The organism is Klebsiella sp. MS 92-3 (genome assembly GCF_000195655.1).
GTDB lineage: Bacteria > Pseudomonadota > Gammaproteobacteria > Enterobacterales > Enterobacteriaceae > Klebsiella > Klebsiella pneumoniae.
The window spans coordinates 919-16,901 of record NZ_GL882829.1; the positions used below are offsets into that span (position 1 = coordinate 919).

The window sequence follows — 15,983 nt, forward strand, 5'->3', positions numbered from 1 at the left end:
CGGGGGGGGCTTTGTGTTTTATTGGGCGGTTTTATCAAACTTGCCCAGCACTTCGCGTTCATAGGCCAGCGCTTTTTTGCGATCGAACTTATGCTCCCACTTGGCGATAACCAGCACCGCCAGCGCATTACCCACCACGTTCAGCGCGGTACGCGCCATATCGAGGATACGGTCGACGCCGGCAATAAAGGCAAGCCCTTCCAGCGGGATCCCGACGCTACCCAGGGTGGCCAGCAGCACCACGAAGGAGACGCCCGGCACGCCGGCGATCCCTTTCGAGGTCACCATCAGGGTCAGCACCAGGGTAATCTCCTGCCAGATAGAGAGGTCAATACCGTACAGCTGGGCGATAAAGATCGCCGCGATGCTCTGATACAGCGTTGAACCATCGAGGTTGAAGGAGTAACCGGTCGGCACCACAAAGCTGGTGATCGACGCCGGCGCGCCGTAGGCTTCCATCTTCTCAATAATGCGCGGCAGTACGCTCTCCGAACTGGCGGTAGAATAAGCCAGAATCAGCTCATCTTTCAGGATGCGGATCAGGATCCAGATGCTCAGACCACACAGGCGCGCGACAATCCCCAGCACCACCAGCGCGAAGAACAGGATCGCAAAGTAAACCAGCAACACTAGCTTGGCCAGCGGCCACAGCGAGGCGAAACCGAAGGTGGCGACGGTTACCGAAATCAGGGCGAATACCCCGACCGGCGCATAGCGCATCACCATATGGGTGACTTTAAACATGGTCTCGGAGATAGAGCGGAAGACCGTCACCAGCGGCTCACGGTGGGTCGCCGGCAGCGAGGAGAGCCCCAGGCCAAACAGCACCGAGAAGAAGATAATCGGCAGCATATCGCCTTTCGCCATCGATGCCACGATATTGGTCGGCACCAGCGACAGGATGGTGCCCATCAGGCCGTGCGCATGGCTCTGCACTTCGGCGGTGGTGTTCTGATATTTCGAAATATCAACTGCCGCCAGCTGCGACATATCAATGCCCGTCCCCGGCTGGAAGACGTTGGCCAGGGTGATACCCAGCACAATCGCCACCGTGGTGATCACTTCGAAATAGATAATGGTTTTGGCACCGATCCGCCCTAACTGTTTGGCGTCACCCACGCCGGCAATCCCGACCACCAGGGTCGAAATGACAATCGGGACCACGATCATTTTAATCAGATGGATAAAGATATCGCCCGCCGGCGTCAGCAAATTGCTAATTAACCAATCGCGACTTTCAGCGTGGTAATGCAGATAACTGCCCAGAAGGATACCCAGCACCAGGGCTAGCAAAATTTGCCAGGCCAGACTGACTTTTTTTGTTTTCTTCACTACTGACTTCCTCAATGAAAGGCACCATTCCTTTTCGTCATGGTACCCACTGCAGGGGGTATGAATTGTGTTGCGTTGCTTTGTGGGGTTATTTAACGCGCAATATCAGTATCATTTGCACGGCATGCTGCGCAAGCCTTTAAGAACAGGGCTTTCCTCTGCTTTTATGCATAAAGCAGCGAATTTCCCCCAGTTATATTGCATAAGTATTTGTAATAAAAAAATTTTCACAGCTTCCGTTTCTATAAATTCATTTGCGTAATTATTTCGCTTCAAAGTTTCATTTGATGAAATTTCACCCAGTTTAATCATTGCGTGATCTGCCCCCCAATTAACAAACAAAGCTGTCAAAACCCCTACTCTTAACGTTTGTTTGACATATATTTAACAAGTTCAAAGGAGAAAAAAAGCCATGAGCCAAATTCACAAACACCCTATTCCCGCTAATATTGCGGAACGTTGCCTGATTAACCCGGATCAGTACAAGGCGCAGTACCAACAATCCATAACCGACCCTGATACATTTTGGGGCGAGCAGGGCAAGATCCTTGACTGGATGCGGCCCTATACCCGTGTAAAGAACACCTCCTTCGCACCGGGTAATATTTCCATCAAATGGTATGAAGATGGCACCCTGAACCTCGCCGCTAACTGTCTCGACCGCCACCTCGCCGAACGCGGCGATCAAACCGCCATCATCTGGGAAGGCGACGACGCCAGCCAAAGCAAGCACATCACCTACCGTGAACTGCATGCCGACGTGTGCCGTTTCGCCAATGTGCTGCTCGACCTCGGGATTAAAAAAGGCGACGTGGTTGCTATCTATATGCCGATGGTGCCGGAAGCCGCGGTGGCGATGCTGGCCTGCGCCCGCATCGGGGCAATCCACTCGGTCATTTTCGGCGGCTTCTCGCCGGAGGCGGTGGCCGGACGCATTATCGACTCCAGCTCACGCCTGGTGATCACCGCTGACGAAGGGCTGCGTGCCGGTCGCGCCATCCCGCTGAAGAAAAACGTCGATGACGCGCTGAAAAACCCGAACGTGAAAAGCATTGAGCACGTGGTGGTCCTGAAACGCACCGGCGGCAATATCGACTGGCAGGAAGGCCGCGATCTGTGGTGGAGCGACCTGATTGCGAACGCCAGCGCCGAACACCGGCCCGTCGAAATGAACGCCGAAGATCCGCTGTTCATCCTCTATACCTCCGGCTCCACCGGTAAACCGAAAGGGGTGCTGCACACCACCGGCGGCTATCTGGTCTATGCGGCCACCACCTTTAAATACGTTTTCGACTACCATCCGGGCGATATTTATTGGTGCACCGCCGACGTGGGCTGGGTCACCGGCCATAGCTATCTGCTGTACGGCCCACTGGCCTGCGGCGCCACCACCCTGATGTTCGAAGGGGTGCCGAACTGGCCTACGCCGGCGCGCATGTGCCAGGTCGTCGATAAGCATAAGGTCAGCATTCTCTATACCGCCCCGACGGCTATTCGCGCCCTGATGGCGGAAGGCGACAAAGCTATCGAAGGCACAGACCGCTCCTCGCTGCGCATTCTTGGCTCGGTCGGCGAACCGATTAACCCGGAAGCCTGGGAGTGGTACTGGAAGAAGATCGGTAACGAGAAGTGCCCGGTGATGGACACCTGGTGGCAGACCGAAACCGGCGGCTTTATGATCACTCCGCTGCCGGGCGCGATTGAGCTGAAGGCCGGCTCCGCGACGCGTCCGTTCTTCGGCGTCCAGCCGGTGCTGGTGGATAACGAAGGCCTGCCGCTGGATGGCGCCACCGAGGGCAACCTCGCCATCGCCGACTCCTGGCCCGGCCAGGCGCGTACCCTGTTCGGCGACCATGAGCGCTTTGAGCAAACCTACTTCTCCACTTTCAAAAATATGTACTTTAGCGGCGACGGCGCGCGTCGTGATGAAGATGGCTATTACTGGATCACCGGCCGGGTGGATGACGTCCTGAACGTCTCCGGACACCGTCTGGGGACCGCCGAGATCGAATCGGCGCTGGTCTCACACCCAAAAATCGCCGAAGCGGCGGTGGTGGGGATCCCGCATAACATCAAAGGCCAGGCCATCTATGCCTACGTGACGCTCAATCACGGCGAAGAACCGACGCCGGAGCTGTATGCCGAAGTGCGTAACTGGGTACGCAAAGAGATCGGCCCGCTGGCGACACCGGATGTGCTGCACTGGACCGATTCGCTGCCGAAAACCCGCTCGGGCAAAATCATGCGCCGCATTCTGCGTAAGATTGCCGCAGGCGACACCAGCAACCTCGGCGATACCTCGACCCTCGCCGATCCTGGCGTCGTGGAAAAACTGCTCGAAGAGAAGCAGGCCATTACCATGCCATCGTAAGTAAGGACCGATTCCCTACACCCTCTCCCCTTCCGGGGAGAGGATAAAAATAAGTCCCTCCCCCAGGATTTCACTCGCAGGAACGCCGTCAGCAACACCTGTCCCGGCTCCGTCGCCGGAGGGGTTGCTGTCGCCAGCGTCCGCCGAGTGGATGACGAAAGGGAGACCTCTGGAGACGCTAAGATGAATGAACAACTTTGTCAGCGGATAGAAAATAGTGCGCATTTCAGGGAGTTAGTTGCATCACGGCAACGGTTTGCCGCCATTCTGTCAGTGATTATGTTAGTGATCTACGTGGGCTTTATTTTGCTTATCGCCTTTGCACCCGGCTGGCTCGGCACCCCGCTGCACGCCGGAACCAGCGTCACCCGCGGGATCCCGCTCGGCATTGGCGTGATCGTCATTTCGTTTATCCTGACCGGTATTTATGTCTGGCGAGCTAACGGTGAATTCGACCGTTTGACCAAAAGCGTTCTCAACGAGGTAAAAGCATGATCAAGAGAGTCCTGACGGCGCTCGCCGCCACGCTGCTGCCCCTCGGCGCTCACGCCGCAGACGCTATTACCGGCGCGGTACAGCGCCAGCCGACCAACTGGCAGGCGATTGTCATGTTCCTGATTTTCGTCGCCCTGACGCTGTACATCACCTACTGGGCCTCAAAACGGGTGCGTTCGCGCAGCGATTACTACACCGCCGGCGGCAATATTACCGGCTTCCAGAACGGGCTGGCGATTGCCGGCGACTTTATGTCAGCGGCGTCGTTCCTCGGTATCTCCGCGCTGGTGTATACCTCCGGCTACGATGGGCTGATCTACTCGCTGGGCTTTCTCGTCGGCTGGCCGATTATCCTGTTTCTAATTGCTGAACGTCTGCGCAATCTTGGCCGCTATACTTTTGCCGATGTCGCCTCTTACCGCCTGAAGCAGGGGCCGATCCGCACCCTCTCCGCCTGCGGTTCGCTGGTGGTGGTGGCCCTGTATCTGATTGCCCAGATGGTGGGCGCCGGCAAGCTAATCCAGCTGCTGTTCGGCCTTAATTACCATGTCGCCGTAGTGCTGGTTGGCGTGCTGATGGTGCTCTATGTCCTGTTCGGCGGCATGCTGGCGACTACCTGGGTGCAGATTATTAAAGCGGTTCTGCTGCTGTGCGGCGCCAGCTTTATGGCCTTTATGGTCATGAAGCACGTCGGCTTCAGCTTCAATAACCTGTTTACCGAGGCGATGGCGGTCCACCCGAAAGGGGCGGCGATTATGAGTCCCGGCGGACTGGTAAAAGATCCGATATCTGCGCTCTCTCTGGGTCTGGGTCTGATGTTCGGTACTGCTGGCCTGCCGCATATTCTGATGCGCTTCTTTACCGTGAGCGACGCCAAAGAAGCGCGTAAAAGCGTCTTCTACGCCACCGGTTTTATGGGCTATTTCTATATCCTGACCTTTATCATCGGCTTCGGCGCCATCATGCTGGTCGGCGCGAACCCGGCGTTTAAAGACGCGGCCGGACAGCTTATCGGCGGCCAAAACATGGCGGCGGTGCACCTGGCGGATGCGGTTGGCGGCAACCTGTTCCTCGGCTTTATCTCTGCGGTAGCCTTCGCCACTATCCTGGCGGTGGTGGCGGGCCTGACCCTCGCCGGCGCGTCAGCGGTGTCGCACGACCTGTACGCCAACGTCTTCCGCAAGGGCGCGACCGAGCGTCAGGAGCTGAAGGTCTCCAAGATCACCGTGCTGATCCTTGGGGTGGTGGCCATTCTGCTGGGTATTCTGTTTGAAAATCAGAATATTGCTTTCATGGTCGGCCTGGCCTTCTCCATCGCCGCCAGCTGTAACTTCCCGATAATTCTGCTGTCGATGTACTGGTCGAAGCTGACCACCCGCGGCGCGATGGTCGGCGGCTGGCTGGGCCTGCTGACTGCGGTCATTCTGATGATCCTCGGCCCCACCATTTGGGTGCAGATCCTCGGCCATGAGAAAGCGCTGTTCCCGTATGAATATCCGGCGCTGTTCTCCATTGCCATCGCGTTCATTGGCATCTGGGTCTTCTCCGCCACCGATAACTCACCGGAAGGGATGCGCGAGCGCGAGCAGTTCCGCGCCCAGTTTATCCGTTCACAAACCGGGATCGGTATCGAACGCGGCCAGGCGCATTAATCGTCCTCTCCCTTCCCCGGCATCGTTCGGGGAAGGGATTCTCCCCTCAGTTATAAGTAAAGGTGATCACCCCGGTGGCGTTGGCTGTCCCCGCGGTCACCGCGCTCCCCGTCCTGTAATAGTTAGTGGATAAGGCGAGCGTCTGCATGGCCGCTGCGCCTCCGGGGCTGTCGGGGTTGGTGAAATAGCTGTAGCTGGCATCCGCGCCGCTGTTGGTCACCGTCGCGCGGCTCGAAGTATAGAGGCTGATATCGGTATTTAACGGCAGTGCTTTGCCATTCAAATTTAACTGCACTCCCACGCCAGTGGCGGCATTCTGTTCCGCCGTGAGGGCCATCACCGTATTGTCAGGGTTATCCCCGCTTGCAGAAGCAGCCGCCACACGCATCGAAACGTTAGTTCCCGGCTCGCAGGAGAGGCTCAGAGACTGCCGCGCGCTACCCACCTTCGTCGCGGTATTAAACTCACTGGCATTGATGCTGCCCATGGAAAAACTGAGATTATTGCTACCGACAATACACCCCATCGGGATTAGCTGGATGCTGGTGGTGCCGCTGATGTGCAGTTGTGAAATAGCGATGGTCCCCTTTTTATCCTTGGCCGATACCGTGGCCACCGGGTCGCTGAACGATAATTGACTCTTGCTGGCGATGGCGCCGCCGGTGGCCACCAGCTGCAGCTGATACGCCGGGGTATAATGAGTCGACGCGAAAGAGTCGAAAAGACCTGTCGGCTTTCCGAGGTAATAATTCACATCACCAATATAATGCACCTGCGAGTCGGGGCTGAAATCATCGGTGTCATCGCCATATTCACCGCTGATATTGAGCCACACCTTGACGCGGATACCGATCCCCTGCACCGAGGTGGCATAGATATTATCCCCTATCAGTGCCCCGGCATTGTTCGAGGACCAGGCAAAAACCGCGTAGGTGCTCCCCTCACAGTTAAGCAATTCCGTTTGCGAGCGCGTAATCTTCCCCGAGTCATACAGTACCGTCCCTGCGGTATAGCTCCCGGCATTGACCAGGATCTTTTCCGGCAGGTTGGTCATCGAGACATCGCCATAGTTGGTTCCCGTGCAGGCCGCCCAGCTATAGACGGGACACAGTGCCAATATGAGCAATAAGATCAGTTTTTTCATACCCATCCCTGTCGAAACGTTATTTGTAGGCCACATCGAACGTGGCGGTAAACCCGACCATCCCGGACCTTACCTGGCCATAAGGCGAAAACATACGTGCCACCATATTAAAGGTATGGATATCCGCATCGTCCCCAAAGGTATAGAGATACTGGTCGCCGGGGCCAAGGGGCTGCTGGTCGGCCATGCTCTGCAGCTGCAAACCGACGCCGCTGGCACCGTTGCTGCCAGTCTGGAAGTTTTTATAGATTGAAGCGTGGGTGCTATCGAAGCTGGTGCCGCTAAACGCGATGGTCACCGCCGACGCATCGGCGGAACAGCTGGAAAAGACCAGCTTAACCGGCACGCTGGCGCCGCTCGCCCCGGCATGTCCGGAGAACGTCTGCGAGGAGACGGTGCCTAAATCGATACTGTTCGACGGCTCCACGGCCACCTCACAGGAAGGCGCTTCGATGGTGCCCGTGACGTTAAAATTGACCGTGCTGCTGCCCTCATAAGCCAGCGCCGGAAGGGAGAGCAGCAAAATGGCCACCAGGAGGCCCCTTGTGCTGCCGTCTCGCATATTCATATCAGCCCCTCTTCCATGTTGAAAACCTGCATCCATTACCGACATTCGGCCTGATAGAACAGAATATCGTCGCCAAGGGCCATGCCGGAGAAGTCATAATGAACGGTGCACTGCTCACTGCTTTTCTCCCCCCAGCGCGCTAACAGCTGGCCTTTTTTCTGCAGCCCCGTTAGATACACCTGCCCCTCATCGCCAACGATATTGCTGCGCGACGCGCTACCGTGATCATTATCGAGGGTCACCAGCGCGCCGAAAGGCACCACGCCATTGCGGGTACGCAGGGTGAGCATCGCCTTATAGCCAATTCGCGTGTCGTACTTCACTTTGACGATCGCATTGCGCGTCGGAACCACCGTTCTGGCGACGTTATCCACTTCAGCGCCAGGTATTTCCTGTTCATCCAGCGCCAGGCTGTTACGATGGTACGGACGGACGTAAGGCACCACCGCATATCCGGCGGCATCCGTCGTCACGTTTGTCTGACCGCGCACTGTCACATCGCTGACGCCAGGCGTTTCGACCAGCGCAGAACTCTCGCCAAGAAAGCGTGATAGCGTGAGTCCGCCCGTATGGGCGACCATGCCCCCGCGCAGCGAATAGTTGTAGTGATTGCTGTAGCGGTCGTAGCCATAGCCGCCAGCCACATCCCCTTTCGAGCCCTGGTAGTTGACGCTGAGGTTGCCGGAGGTGCTTTTATCCTGCGTGTTGTACCCTTCCAGTACGCTCCAGTTCAGGGAACGATCCTCAAACGCCGAGCCGTTGAGCCCCACGCTGTGCGTGGTATCGTTATGCCGACCATGGTTCATGGTGTAATTTGCCGAGAGCGTCTCGCCAAGCGGAATACTTAACGTCAGGGAGACGACCGTATCGCTGGCCGGCCGGTTATTGCTGCTGTCATCGGTGCTTTGCACATTGCGGTTATAGGAATAGTTAATAAAGTAGGAGGCCTTGCCAATCGACCCGCTATAGCCCACGCCCACCGATTCCATACGCGAACTGTCCCAGTAGGTCTCATTGACCAACGAAAGCGAGAGCGAACCATAGCCAAACAGCGTCTGCGACAACGATGCGTCAAACCGGCCTTTCGTTCTGCCGCTCTGCGTACAGCAGTCGCGCTGTGTGGAAGAGTTATCGACAAAGTCCTGAAACGAATAATATCCCGAGGTGGAGTAGCGATAACCGGCCACGGAAAAGCTGGTGCCCGTCTGCAGAAAGCTTTTACTGAAGCGGACGCGATACGATTGCCCTTGCTCTTTACTGGTTGACAAGGCCGTATCGCTGGTTTTCACGTCGGCCCACGACTGAGAGCCATCAAACGACAGCGCACCGATAGTACCGAGGTTAAAGCCAGCGCCTAACAACAGGTTGGTGTATTTATCTTCCGCCTGCTGGAAACCAGTATAAAAAGTGATGTTGCTGGTGGCGCCATAGGCCAGGGAAGACTGAATAAAGTTATATTCTTTATCGTCGGAGCTACCCGATCGCGTCCTGCCGCTGCTCAGCGCATAGTCCAGCTGGCCCTCACGTTGCAGGATCGCCAGCGACGCGAAAGGCACCACAAAGTTTTGCTCGCTGCCGTCAGACTCTTTAATGTTGACGTACAGGTCGCCGGCGCTGCCGGTGGCGTACAGATCGTTAATTTCAAAGGCGCCGGGAGCGACGGTGGTTTTATAAATGCTGTAACCATTCTGATAAACCGAGACCTCCGCGGTGGTGCGCGCGATCCCTCGAATCGTCGGCGCAAAGCCATGCAGGCTATCCGGCAGCATCTCTTTGTCCGAACTGAGCTGCAGACCGGTAAAACTCAAACTGTCGAAAATGCCGGAAGAGGTATACGTATTACCGACCACCAGCTGGCTGCGTAGGGTGTGAATATCGCGGGCAAGATAGGAGTAAACCGACTCCCAGCGGCTGTTGTTATCGCTGTGGCTATAGGTGCTGTAGTTGCGCAGGCGCCATGGTCCCAGATTCAGCCCTGGCTGCAGGCTGACGAACTGACTGTCGATAGTGGCGCCGTTATGCCGCGGCGCATTACGCTGCCCGGTGACGCTATAGTTGAGAAGACCGGCATTGATCCCCTGTTGCCACTGGCTCTCGGGAATATAGTCTCTGGGGCGATTCAGCATGGCGGCCTGCGGCACGGTAAAATCAATGCGCTGCTGGGCAAGAGATACCGAGAACGTCATCCCGGGGATCGCCGACAGCCGGGCGCAGGTTTCCCCTGCCTCGAACAACTGCGGATAGGCGGTGGTATTAATCAACCATGAATTCAGATACTCCGCGGACAGGCAGGGAGAAGCAGTCGCGCCTGCGTCATGGCTAATTTCCTGAAAAGTCAGCGAGTCTGAACTGACGTACTTATCGTTGATGTAAACATCCAGGTGATAGGTGCCCGGCGGTATGCCATCTTGCGAAAAATAGGATAGATCAACCGAAGCCGCAGGACTCTCGGCGACTTCGAGTAAATTTGGGTTGAAATATTCGCCGGCCTCCGCGCGAGAGGGTAGAGTACTTAGGCACAGAATAATAGCGACGCAGATACTTTTAGTTGAAAATAGCAGCTCAACGCTACTGAATGATAGCGGTATATTTCTTCCCTGACATACCATAATCATTAATCACGCTCCATGTGATCTCTTTTTTTCCTGTCGCCGACAGGCTACTCTTCACGGGTATTTTTAAAGTGGAAAACGGGGCAGCAAACCATGCGCCAGAAATATTTTTACCGTTAAGGCTAACCTGTGAGAAATTCATATACAGCGGTGAGTTATTTTTTACCGTCACCGACGTCCCCTCTTTCCCCCACTGTAATTTTTCAGCGTACGCTTCCGGTGTATTACCTTTTAACGCAGCGGGTCGATAAATCAATTTTATTTTCGAATTAATCGCAAACTGTACGACATTTTTATCAGGTACATATTCTGTTGCCGGGATCCCTTTAATATTGAGCCAAAACATCGACTCGCGATCGTCGGGTAATTTCTTTCCTGATCGAACTACGCGGACAAATCCTTTCTCCCCGGCTTTGAGACGAAACAGCGGCGGCGTAATAATAAATGCGTCTTTGGCGGGTGGGGGTGCATCAACCACCGAGAGCCAGGACTGAACGATATTGCTGTTCTGATCTTTATTCTCAACCGTTATTACAGCGTTATTTTTCGTACCATCAAAAACCAGACGCGTACCGCCAACGACCACGCTGGCCTGCGCGAAGGAAGAAGACAGCAATAAACCGATCGCAAAAAAAGGATATCTCATATGTTTAATTTAAGGGGAATAGCAGGCGATTCCCCTTTCTCCATTCAACAAGAAGCCGAATTAATGATAGGTCACGTTATAAGTCACGGTTGTCTGAACGGTACCTTTCGTCGGATCGGCATCACCCGATTTCACCATTTTAACGGTGAACGGAATGGTTGCTGCACCCGAAGAGATATCAACATCAGAACCCTCTTCGTTATTCTTCATCACATTGCCCGCTTCGTCGAAAAGGGCCACAGCGACGCCGGTTGCCGGCTCATCAGTTGCCTGGTTTTTAAAATAATCGCTGTTCGCGGTATCGGAAACACCGCCAAAAGTGACGCGGGCGATACTGTTGCCACCTTCTTCCGCGGTCGGGCAATCAGCTAAGCTAAAGGAGAAGTTCTTGGCAGCGCCGAAGGTATACGCTTTCAGATCCGCCACTGAGGTGGTGCCCATATCAATAGCCGTTACACCGCCATCAATGGTCGCCGTACAGGTGGTATCGGAAACAATACCATTAAAGGTAATGGTGTTATCAGCCTGCGCAACGGTAGACAGCGCGCTGCAGGCAGAGAAAATCAGGGCACCCGCCAGAAATTTTTTACTCATCTTCATATTTATTCCCATATCCATTATAAACGACAATCAGTCCGTCAATTGTTTTATGCAGCGATATTAGAGAATGAAATTCAAGCAGCGCGGCGTCATGCATGTATTTACATGACATATGGTTTATGACAATTAATATTATTCATAAATAAACGACCAGCATTTGAATCCATTCAATAATACAAGCTCGCGTAAAAATAATAACTAGCATGAGGTAAGAACTCAATTATTAATGTAAAAATTGATTTTTTGCGACATAACATCGCAACGCATGAGTGGCCATACTCAAAACCATAAAAATCAAATAGTTATAAAGTTATAAAATTCGCAAAGATAATTGGATATTTATATAATATTTACCCCACAATTAAATACGGGCATGCAGAGAAACATTTAGTTACAAAGTCAGTGCTGATATAAGAATTGGCTTAATCTTTTATGATGAACCGTTAAATACATCAATAACAAAAACAGGGAATAGCCGATAGCTATTCCTCTCCTCAATATTTATTAACATTCACTCTGGCGATAATGTTAAAACAGCAGCCAGCGGACGACCGGCGCAGCCAGCACCACCACTACGCCTGACAGCATCATCACCAGGCTGGCCACCACGCCCTCCTGCTGGCCCAGCTCATACGAGCGCGCCGTTCCCGCACCATGGGAAGCCGCGCCGAACCCGGCTCCTTTCGCCATCCCCTCCCGGATAGCAAGACGTAAGAACAGCATATCTCCCACCGCCATGCCAAACACGCCGGTGATCACCACAAACAGCGCCACCAGATCGGGTTGACCGCCGAGCGGTTTCGCCGCCGCCAGCGCAAAGGGCGTGGTCACCGAGCGCACCGCCAGGCTACGCTGAATTTCATCAGACAACATAAACCCGCGCGCCAGCCATACGGAACTGGTGACAGCCACCACTACCGCCGTCACCACCCCGGCGCTGAGCGACATCCAGTGGCGTTTAATCACCGCGACATTTTCATACACCGGAACGGCAAAGGCGATGGTCGCCGGGCCCAGCAGCCACAGCAGCCAGTGGGTCTCTCCCATATAGCTCTGATAAGAGATGTGGCCTACCACCAGAATCAGCACCAGCAGGATCGGCGTGAACACCAGCGGCATCAGAGGGAGTTTATGAAAACGGCGATACAGTTTTTTGTTGGCGTAATAGAGGACCAGCGTCGCCACCAGGCACAGGATACTCAGCACGGCATCGCTCATTTTTTTAACCTGCCCACTTCGTAACGATAGACCTTGTCAACGACCCAGGCGGTGGCGCCGAGCACCATCAGCGTGCTTAAGGCAATCACCAGAAAAATCCGCCAACCATCGACCATCAACAGCTGGGCGTAGTTCACCACCGCGACCACCGCCGGGACGAAAAACAGCAGCATCTCCGCCAGCAGCCAGCGGGCGCCGGCGCGCACCCAGCTTACCGGTATCACCCGGCAGACGATCAGCAGCAGGAGCATCACCATGCCGACCAGGTTAGCCGGCAGCGGTACCTGCCACCTGTTCACCAGATATTGTGCGAAGATGAATAACCCGACGTAGAGAAGTACCTGTACCGGGATCTGAAGTCGTTGCGCCACGGCGGGGGCAACGCGAGCTGGCGCGAAGGCCATGTGCGATAGTCCTGAAAAAAAGAAGTCAGGCGAGCAGTATAGAGAGCCGCCGAAGCGGACAGAAATGAATTAAAATCATCGCAGGTATAGTCTCAGGGAATAATTATGGATATCCGAACGCTGCGCTATTTCGTTGAAGTGGTTCGTCAGCAGAGTTTTACTCGCGCGGCGGAAAAGCTGTTTGTCACACAGCCCACCATCAGCAAGATGCTCAAGAATCTCGAAGATGAGCTGAACTGCACGCTGTTGATCCGCGACGGCCGCAAACTACTGCTCACCGATACCGGGCGCGTCGTTTTTGAACGCGGCCAGGCGATCTTGGGCGAGTTCAGCCAGCTGGAGTCAGAGCTGAGCGATATCAACCACCTGCATAAAGGGGTGCTGCGGCTTGGCATTCCGCCGATGGTCGGGATGCTGATGGCCGAGCCGATCAGTCGCTTCCGCCAGCGCTATCCGGGCGTCGAGCTGAAGATCGCCGAGTTTGGCGGCCTGACGGTCCAGCAGGCGGTCAGCAATGGCGAACTTGATATGGCGATGACCGCCCTGCCTGTCGAGGAGGATAGCAGCCTCACCATTCTGCCGTTGTTCAATCACCCGCTGTGCGTCCTGACGCCAAGGACCGCGGAGTGGGAAGGTAAAACCTCGCTCTCGCCGGCCGAGCTGGCGTCGCATCCGCTGGTTATCTACAACGAGGAATTTGCCCTTAGCCAGCAGCTGATGCGGCTGTTTGCCGAGCATGACGTGAAGCCACGTATCGCAGTGCGCAGCGGCCAGTGGGATTTTCTCGCCGCCATGGTGCAGGCGGGCATTGGCGTAGCGATCCTGCCGGAACCGATTTGCCAGCGTCTCGACCGGCAGAATTTTTGCTGGATCCCGTTGCAAAGCGAGCTGCGCTGGGAGCTGGGGATGATTTGGCGGGAAGGCGTATATATGTCGCGCAGCGCTGAAGCCTGGCTGACGTGCAGCAAAGCGTTCTGGCTGGAATAATTCCCTGGTGACAACGCGTTCCGCAAGGGAAGGGGTAGCCCGGGTCAGGCGCTTGCGCCGCTGCCCGGGTTTCCCCCGGTCGCGCTAACGCTTACCGGGGCTACACATTTACTGCAGTCTCGCCAGTAGTCCGAATAAGCGTCGCGCTATCCGGATTACAGGTTATTGATCTTCGATTAACAGCGCTTCCAGCAGGTCGAGATCGTGGAGCAGCTTCTGCAGCGTCTCGTTACTGATCTGCCGGGTGGCGCGCAGATGATACAGCTCGCCGCGCTCAGAGCGCAGCGCCGCCAGGCGGAAGCGGCGTTCCAGACTCTCTTCGAGCATAGAGGTTTCCACGTCGTTACGCCCATCGGCGCGCCGGCGCAGGTTACCGATCACCCGCGAACTGACTTCGGTCAGCAGCTGGGTATCGATATTCTCTTTGGTATCCGCCGCCAGACGCTCTTCCATCTTCTGGATCGCCACAATCGCCACGTCAGCCGTTGCCGCGCGCGCCAGACGCTCCTCTTTCCGCTGCTGCACATTATCGCTCGATTCAATGTGACGTAGCAGGATCGGCAGCGCAATCACCCCGACGAACAGCGAGAACAGGATCACCCCGGCGGCGAGGAAAATCAGCTCATAGCGCGCCGGAAAGACATTCCCGTCAGGCAGCAGCAGAGGAATGGAGAGCACACCGGCGAGGGTAATCGCCCCGCGCACCCCGGCAACGGAGGAGATCAGCAGCTCGCGCGTAGTCCAGGAGCCAAACTCCATCGGCTTCTTCTTCAGGAAGCGCTGACTGAGCTTACGCATCGACCACAGCCAGCCAAAACGCACCAGCATCAGCGCGGCATAGATCAGGATAATGTCGGTAAACAGCATCCAGGTCTCAACGTTGGGGTCGGCCTCCGCCGCCACCAGCGAACTGGAGAGGATATCCGGCAGCTGCAGGCCCAACAACAGGAAGACCATGCCGTTGAAGACAAACTCCAACATTGCCCAGGTGCTGTTGGCGCGCAGGCGCATGGCCAAGGGCGCGGTGCGCATCACGCCGGAACGGGTGATGGTCATCCCCGCCGCCACCGCCGCCAGGATGCCGGAGACACCGATATGTTCGGCAATCAGATAGGAGGCAAACGGCAGCAGGAACAGCAGGACAATCTGCGTGGCGGGTTCATCCCCGCCCCAGCGGCTGAGGAAGCGCATCGAGCGGCCATACGACCAGCTCACCACAAACCCGGCCAGCACGCCGCCAATCGCCACCTTCAGAAATTCTACGGTGGCGCCGCCAACGGTAAAGACCATGGTGCCCATCGCCACCGCGACGGCAAACTTGAGCGAGACCAGGCCGGAGGCGTCGTTCATTAGCGCCTCCCCCTGCAGAATGCCCATGATTTTCTTCGGTATCCGCCCTTCCCCAACGATGCCCGAAAGCGCCACGGCGTCGGTCGGCGACAGCACGGCCGCCAGCGCGAACGCCGGGATCAGCGGAATGCCCGGTACAATCCAGTAGATCAGAAAGCCGATGCCGACCACCGTCACGACCACCAGCGCTAGCGCCAGGCCGAGGATCTCGCGCCCGTGTTCAATAAATTCGCGGGTTGGCGTTTTCCAGCCGTCGGCGAATAGCAGCGGCGGGATAAACAGTACCAGAAACAGCTCTGGATCAAATTCAACGTGCAAACCAAAGGTCGGCCACGCCAGAAGCGCGCCAATGGCGATTTGCATCAGTGGAAGTGGAACCTGAAAGGGCAGTACGCGCGTCACTACCCCGGAGAGTGAGACCACAAGGGTCATGATGAGGATGGTAAAGAATATTTCCATGTGTTCCCTGTTTGCTGCGTTTTCTTTTATACCTGTAAGGCGTCGTGCCTGTGAATCATACGCTACCCAGATTAACGCAAATGGAAACAGGATGTGGCTTAAAAATAAAACGGGGCCCCGCGGGCGCCCCCGGGGCCGGCCGCGG

14 protein-coding genes are annotated in these 15,983 nt (G+C 55.8%); 4 read left to right on the forward strand and 10 right to left on the reverse strand.

Going from position 1 to position 15,983, the window contains the following annotated elements; genetic code table 11:
* Positions 1-18: 18 nt before the first annotated feature.
* Together gltP and HMPREF9538_RS09270 are read right to left on the reverse strand one after the other, a co-directional pair.
* Positions 19-1,332 carry a glutamate/aspartate:proton symporter GltP gene (gene gltP / locus HMPREF9538_RS09275; protein ID WP_004146659.1) on the reverse strand — a complete coding sequence of 438 codons (1,314 nt, stop codon included), beginning with the start codon at positions 1,330-1,332 and terminating at the stop codon, positions 19-21.
* A gap of 111 nt (positions 1,333-1,443) precedes the next feature.
* Complete coding sequence (locus HMPREF9538_RS09270) at positions 1,444-1,644, reverse strand: hypothetical protein (protein ID WP_004226113.1); 201 nt, start codon at positions 1,642-1,644, stop codon at positions 1,444-1,446.
* Between the two features lie 100 nt (positions 1,645-1,744).
* Here HMPREF9538_RS09270 and acs point away from each other — a divergent pair, with 100 nt between their 5' ends.
* From acs to actP, 3 genes are all read left to right on the forward strand, one after another.
* Positions 1,745-3,703: an acetate--CoA ligase gene (acs, locus tag HMPREF9538_RS09265; RefSeq protein ID WP_002885145.1), complete on the forward strand. Its 1,959-nt coding sequence runs from the start codon at positions 1,745-1,747 to the stop codon at positions 3,701-3,703.
* Between the two features lie 183 nt (positions 3,704-3,886).
* Positions 3,887-4,198 carry a DUF485 domain-containing protein gene (locus tag HMPREF9538_RS0128030; RefSeq protein ID WP_004177812.1) on the forward strand — a complete coding sequence of 104 codons (312 nt, stop codon included), beginning with the start codon at positions 3,887-3,889 and terminating at the stop codon, positions 4,196-4,198.
* The gene (actP, locus tag HMPREF9538_RS09255) at positions 4,198-5,850 is read left to right on the forward strand and encodes a cation/acetate symporter ActP (protein WP_032457184.1); all 1,653 of its coding nucleotides are present in this window, start codon (positions 4,198-4,200) and stop codon (positions 5,848-5,850) included. The genes HMPREF9538_RS0128030 and actP overlap by 1 nt, the downstream gene beginning before the upstream one ends.
* Positions 5,851-5,896: 46 nt before the next feature.
* Here the strand turns inward: actP and HMPREF9538_RS09250 are convergent, their stop codons facing one another.
* The 7 genes from HMPREF9538_RS09250 to HMPREF9538_RS09220 form a co-directional block, all read right to left on the reverse strand.
* Positions 5,897-6,994, reverse strand: coding sequence for a type 1 fimbrial protein (locus HMPREF9538_RS09250; RefSeq protein WP_002885139.1), 1,098 nt, complete (start codon positions 6,992-6,994; stop codon positions 5,897-5,899).
* Between the two features lie 19 nt (positions 6,995-7,013).
* Positions 7,014-7,562, reverse strand: coding sequence for a fimbrial protein (locus HMPREF9538_RS09245; RefSeq protein ID WP_004151734.1), 549 nt, complete (start codon positions 7,560-7,562; stop codon positions 7,014-7,016).
* Positions 7,563-7,597: 35 nt separating this feature from the next.
* Complete coding sequence (locus HMPREF9538_RS09240; protein WP_019725412.1) at positions 7,598-10,177, reverse strand: fimbria/pilus outer membrane usher protein; 2,580 nt, start codon at positions 10,175-10,177, stop codon at positions 7,598-7,600.
* Entirely contained in the window at positions 10,131-10,820 is a 690-nt protein-coding gene (locus HMPREF9538_RS09235) for a fimbrial assembly chaperone (protein ID WP_009485608.1), read from the reverse strand. Before HMPREF9538_RS09235 ends, HMPREF9538_RS09240 begins: the two co-directional genes overlap by 47 nt.
* Before the next feature lie 60 nt (positions 10,821-10,880).
* On the reverse strand, positions 10,881-11,438 hold the full coding sequence (locus tag HMPREF9538_RS09230; RefSeq protein ID WP_004192602.1) for a fimbrial protein: 558 nt from the start codon (positions 11,436-11,438) through the stop codon (positions 10,881-10,883).
* A 510-nt stretch (positions 11,439-11,948) separates the two neighbouring features.
* Positions 11,949-12,638 (reverse strand): LrgB family protein, encoded by a 690-nt coding sequence (locus HMPREF9538_RS09225; protein ID WP_002885088.1) that lies wholly within the window; start codon positions 12,636-12,638, stop codon positions 11,949-11,951.
* Entirely contained in the window at positions 12,635-13,042 is a 408-nt protein-coding gene (locus tag HMPREF9538_RS09220) for a CidA/LrgA family protein (protein WP_002885086.1), read from the reverse strand. The genes HMPREF9538_RS09225 and HMPREF9538_RS09220 overlap by 4 nt, the downstream gene beginning before the upstream one ends.
* Before the next feature lie 105 nt (positions 13,043-13,147).
* On the opposite strand from HMPREF9538_RS09220, the gene HMPREF9538_RS09215 reads away from it, so the two are divergent.
* Entirely contained in the window at positions 13,148-14,029 is an 882-nt protein-coding gene (locus HMPREF9538_RS09215; protein WP_002885085.1) for a LysR family transcriptional regulator, read from the forward strand.
* A 162-nt stretch (positions 14,030-14,191) separates the two neighbouring features.
* On the opposite strand, the gene HMPREF9538_RS09210 is transcribed toward HMPREF9538_RS09215, so the two are convergent.
* Positions 14,192-15,838, reverse strand: coding sequence for a Na+/H+ antiporter (locus HMPREF9538_RS09210; RefSeq protein ID WP_002885082.1), 1,647 nt, complete (start codon positions 15,836-15,838; stop codon positions 14,192-14,194).
* Positions 15,839-15,983 lie beyond the last annotated feature (145 nt).

Excerpts from the sequence above, each read along its gene's own strand:
- HMPREF9538_RS09230 (WP_004192602.1), bottom strand. The coding sequence starts at position 11,438 with ATGGATATGGGAATAAATATGAAGATGAGTAAAAAATTTCTGGCGGGT.
- HMPREF9538_RS09220 (WP_002885086.1), bottom strand. The coding sequence starts at position 13,042 with ATGGCCTTCGCGCCAGCTCGCGTTGCCCCCGCCGTGGCGCAACGACTT.
- acs (WP_002885145.1), top strand. The coding sequence starts at position 1,745 with ATGAGCCAAATTCACAAACACCCTATTCCCGCTAATATTGCGGAACGT.
- HMPREF9538_RS09245 (WP_004151734.1), bottom strand. The coding sequence starts at position 7,562 with ATGAATATGCGAGACGGCAGCACAAGGGGCCTCCTGGTGGCCATTTTG.
- HMPREF9538_RS09215 (WP_002885085.1), top strand. The coding sequence starts at position 13,148 with ATGGATATCCGAACGCTGCGCTATTTCGTTGAAGTGGTTCGTCAGCAG.
- HMPREF9538_RS09235 (WP_009485608.1), bottom strand. The coding sequence starts at position 10,820 with ATGAGATATCCTTTTTTTGCGATCGGTTTATTGCTGTCTTCTTCCTTC.
- HMPREF9538_RS09240 (WP_019725412.1), bottom strand. The coding sequence starts at position 10,177 with ATGATTATGGTATGTCAGGGAAGAAATATACCGCTATCATTCAGTAGC.
- HMPREF9538_RS09210 (WP_002885082.1), bottom strand. The coding sequence starts at position 15,838 with ATGGAAATATTCTTTACCATCCTCATCATGACCCTTGTGGTCTCACTC.
- HMPREF9538_RS09270 (WP_004226113.1), bottom strand. The coding sequence starts at position 1,644 with ATGATTAAACTGGGTGAAATTTCATCAAATGAAACTTTGAAGCGAAAT.
- HMPREF9538_RS0128030 (WP_004177812.1), top strand. The coding sequence starts at position 3,887 with ATGAATGAACAACTTTGTCAGCGGATAGAAAATAGTGCGCATTTCAGG.
- HMPREF9538_RS09250 (WP_002885139.1), bottom strand. The coding sequence starts at position 6,994 with ATGAAAAAACTGATCTTATTGCTCATATTGGCACTGTGTCCCGTCTAT.
- HMPREF9538_RS09225 (WP_002885088.1), bottom strand. The coding sequence starts at position 12,638 with ATGAGCGATGCCGTGCTGAGTATCCTGTGCCTGGTGGCGACGCTGGTC.